This window comes from Holdemanella sp. MSK.7.32 (genome assembly GCF_024460475.1).
Lineage (GTDB): Bacteria > Bacillota_I > Bacilli_A > Erysipelotrichales > Erysipelotrichaceae > Holdemanella.
The window spans coordinates 1-3,955 of sequence record NZ_JANFYN010000083.1; the positions used below are offsets into that span (position 1 = coordinate 1).

Consider the following 3,955-nt stretch of genomic DNA (forward strand, 5'->3'; position numbering starts at 1 on the left):
TGACTGCAGATAGACTATCCGAGGCCGATAGAATGCGTTTGGCAAATCCAAACGATACCGTGTTAATATCTGGGGCATTACTTTCTGCAAAACTGTTTAACGGAATTAATGATATGGTCATTGATCTAAACTTTAATAAAGATTTCATTCCTATGTTAGACGATTTACGTCATGATTTTACATGGATCTACTTGGAACAAATGGCAAGATTAGATGGAAAATACAGCGCAAGAATCTACGAATGGTGCAAAATGCAACTCAAAGATAAAGACCAGTGTGATTTTATCTGGTATTTAAATACTGATTCAAAAGAAGCACCTGGAATCCGTCAATGGTTGAACATTGGAGATAAGTACAGTGAATACAAAGCATTTAACCGACGTGTTTTAAAGCCGTCATTTGATGAGATCAACGAAAGTACGAGTGATATTCAAGTATCATTCAAACCTCTTAGAAATGGCCGAAGAGCACCAATCTATGCGTTGGATATGCATATCGAATCAAAACATAAGGCTAACATCATTGAACAAAAGAAAGCTAAGAAATCGACTGTGAAATTAGACGATAAGTATTATCCTCAAGCCGACGAAAAGAGTGACGAAGAAATACATCAGGAAATGCTAGAGTTACAAAAGAAATTGAAAGAGGGAAGTTTATGACAGGAGATAAAGCAGTAGAATTGATTAACGAATGGTTAAATCTCGCAAAAGAGGTAGGAGATATGAACCTAAATCGTATGGAATATGACGAAGAAAGATACAACTACGCAATGGATCGAATGGATGTCATTCGAAAAGAAATCAATGATTATCACGAACAAATGAATAAATGTTAAAAAAAGAAGGAGTCAAAATGAGCTCCTTTTTTTATCGACAATGGTCATAATCTTTTTCTCGATCTAGTTCAGAAATTTCGATTAATTCATCTACATCAGGAAGGTTTGAAAAATCCTGATCAATATCCGAATAAGAATCATTGAGTTCTATGTTGTCATCGAATAACTGGGTATAGATATCTGGATTTTTTGATTTGTTTTGATATTCATTTAAAACATCTATGAATAGATTATCTAGTCCGTTTCTGATTAGCTTAACTATTTTGGATTTTTGAATAACACTTGGGATAATGCGGTCCATTAAATGCAGATACATGCACTGATAGAGCTTGCCGATGATTTTGAAATTTTCGCTACGCTGTTTTTCTTTTTCTAGCTCCAATTTCAAGTTATTGTTTTCGACTTGAAGATTATTCAATGTATTTATTTGGTTTTTCAATTGTTGATTTTGAACAGATATCTCGTCGAATTTATCTATTTTAGATTTGTTTTTTTCTGATTCAGCGCTCAGACGCTCGTTTTCGGCTGTATATGGCAATTGTTTTAACCTATGTACTTCACTTGTCATTTTTTCATTTTCAAGCTCTAGAACGCTTTTCTGAGCTTCTAGCGAGGTTATTTGAGTCTGTTGATAATTCATCACCTGTTTAATTTGTTCAAATTCGATTTTAGAAAGCTTAACAGATTCTGATTTATTGATTGGATTGACTTGAATTTTAGGTTCTGGAATGGAAGGTAATTCCATATTTTCGAGTTTTGCATTAGCAAGTCGTTCAACTTCTTTTTGAACACGTTTGAATTTTTGGACATCAGGCTCATGTTTATTAGTGTTATGCATATATTCTCTATCGTATCCTTTTTCACGAACCAGATTTTCAAGACAGGCCATTTGACTGTCTTTCCAATCATTCCAAGTCTTGTAACCCATTTGTTTTAATGCTTTATCATTTGATACACGTGTTTTAAGACCTTTTGAATAAGTTGCTACTGGCACATAGACTATGTGCATATGAGGTGTCGCTTCGTCGTTATGAATGTATGCACCAACAACCATCAATTGAGGATTGTTTTCTTGAAATCGCTTAAGAAATTTTTGAAGAATATCGTTTGATTCCCAACGAGGAAGTTGTTTGTCTTTATTGCCAATTTGAACAACTGCTTCTCGGAATGGTTCTGTTTTTTTGTCATGGCAGACTGCGGAATAGTAATCCTTTTTCTGACGTTCTGGATGTTTTTTAGCAACTTGATTGGCATTATATTCGGCTAATGCTTCTCCGAAAACTTCTTTATAAACTTGACGAATGTCTTTATCTATTAGAATTTTATTGAATGCAGTTCTGGTTGGATCCACATTTTCAGGAACCTTGGAATTGGTTCTTCTATTGTGATTGAAGTTTCCTTTTGCAGCAGTTGAAAAAGAAATACTCACACTACTGAGTTTTGATGAAGATGTTTTTCTATTCCAATTTCGCATAAATTTATCACCTCTGTATGAATCTATTATACAATAGTTTTTGTTACTTTTTTCAAAAAGTAACTCAATCGGTATTTTGGAGAGACTCCATAATACCTCTTTCGCTCTGCGAGGCTTTTTCTTGTCAAAATTGACAAGATTTTCGTGTTAAAACACGAGTTTTAGCTAAAAAAACAATGAAAAATATCAATATAACATTTATGTGATACATTTTGATTTTAAAAATTAATTAAAATTATTTAAAATTTTAATTTTTTAAAAGTAGACCTTCAAGGTTTAACATACCTTGAAGGTCTACTTTTTCAATTAAATTTTTTTATTTTTTTTGATATTTTTTAAAAATCTCATATTATGATATTTTTGATATAAAAATGTGCAAAAAATATATTGACAATATAACGTCCATATGAGCGGATTTTTAAGATACCAGATTATGTTATAATCTTTTTGTTGCCTAGGCTCACCAACACGAAGGAGGTGAGAACGTGGAATTTGTTTGCAACTTTATAGTTTCTGTCGGAGCAAGTGTGGTCGCCTACTACATTTGCAAGTGGCTTGACGGAAATGACTAGGCAACAAAAGCACAAACGGAGTGGATTGACTACCCACTCTTTTTTTATGTAAAAAAAAGAAGAACTGAGTGACTAGTTCAGTTCTTCTTAACGTGGCTTTTGTTTGCAACTTTGCCTACTTGAATTATATCATGAACTTTTCAAAAGTAAACGTCCGAGACTTAGCAAAAGCTAAGTACGAGGACACGTACTTATTGACTACCTTTAAATTATATCATGCATTTTAGAGCACTAATAGACTATGTTTTTAAATTTATACTTGTTAAAATTTCTACATAAAGATACATAAAGAATGAAAAAGGAGCTTTGATACCAATGGACAGTATAGTGATTTTTACGTAGTGATAATGATGGAGAGGAGATGTATATTATGAAGAAATTATTATCATGTTTATTAGCTTTCTGTATGTTATTTAGTTTAGGAATTTATAATACATATGTTACAACAACCCAGATAAAAGCCAATGACATAAACATTGAAATTATTAATGAACCCTTAGAAGGAGAAGAATTTAATCATGTTTTTACTCAAAAAGAGCTAAAAGGTACTGGATATGAAGGGAAGGATGTTAAAATTGTTAATGGTGAAGTATATGTTGATGGCCGATCTGCTGGTATAGCAATATATCTTCTCGTACAAGCTAAATGGGTTTTAATTGGATTGATGACAAATGGAACAATACAGGCATTAGTTGATTATGGTCCTGATGCTAAAGATGCTTATGATTATGCAAAAGAAATTTGGGCCATATATCAAAATAGAGTGAAAGCAGTATATGCAAATGTAGCTGCTAAAACAGCTAGTGCAAGCTTAAAAGATGGTAATATTTGTGTTAGGCAAAGTCCAAATCATTATGTATGTGGTTATTCTTTACGTCCAGAAGAAGATAGTGATTAATAATGAAAAATTTTTATAAATGGATCAATAAATGGGAAAATAATTATATAGAAAAAAAGCTAAAAGAATTGGATGAACATCCTGAAAGAAACAAAACAAGTAGTGGAATTTTAGAAGAAACTCTCATATTTTTATTCTTTGCCATCTTTTTTGGATGCATAATTTATTTCATGCCT

At 32.2% G+C, this 3,955-nt stretch carries 4 protein-coding genes; 3 read left to right on the forward strand and 1 reads right to left on the reverse strand.

Annotation, left to right across the window (positions count from 1 at the left end):
- A partial coding sequence (locus NE544_RS11695) for a replication initiation protein (RefSeq protein WP_256269462.1) occupies positions 1-659 on the forward strand: 659 nt, incomplete at its 5' end.
- On the forward strand, positions 656-835 hold the full coding sequence (locus NE544_RS11700; RefSeq protein WP_238095106.1) for a hypothetical protein: 180 nt from the start codon (positions 656-658) through the stop codon (positions 833-835). The genes NE544_RS11695 and NE544_RS11700, both read left to right, overlap by 4 nt.
- Positions 836-866: 31 nt before the next feature.
- Here the strand turns inward: NE544_RS11700 and NE544_RS11705 are convergent, their stop codons facing one another.
- The gene (locus tag NE544_RS11705; protein WP_256269463.1) at positions 867-2,309 is read right to left on the reverse strand and encodes a plasmid recombination protein; all 1,443 of its coding nucleotides are present in this window, start codon (positions 2,307-2,309) and stop codon (positions 867-869) included.
- A 942-nt stretch (positions 2,310-3,251) separates the two neighbouring features.
- On the opposite strand from NE544_RS11705, the gene NE544_RS11710 reads away from it, so the two are divergent.
- Entirely contained in the window at positions 3,252-3,779 is a 528-nt protein-coding gene (locus NE544_RS11710; protein ID WP_238095103.1) for a hypothetical protein, read from the forward strand.
- Positions 3,780-3,955: the final 176 nt, after the last annotated feature.

What these genes read in the sequence shown, in the direction of transcription:
- NE544_RS11705 (WP_256269463.1), bottom strand. Translation starts at nt 2,309, where the DNA reads ATGCGAAATTGGAATAGAAAAACATCTTCATCAAAACTCAGTAGTGTG.
- NE544_RS11700 (WP_238095106.1), top strand. Translation starts at nt 656, where the DNA reads ATGACAGGAGATAAAGCAGTAGAATTGATTAACGAATGGTTAAATCTC.
- NE544_RS11710 (WP_238095103.1), top strand. Translation starts at nt 3,252, where the DNA reads ATGAAGAAATTATTATCATGTTTATTAGCTTTCTGTATGTTATTTAGT.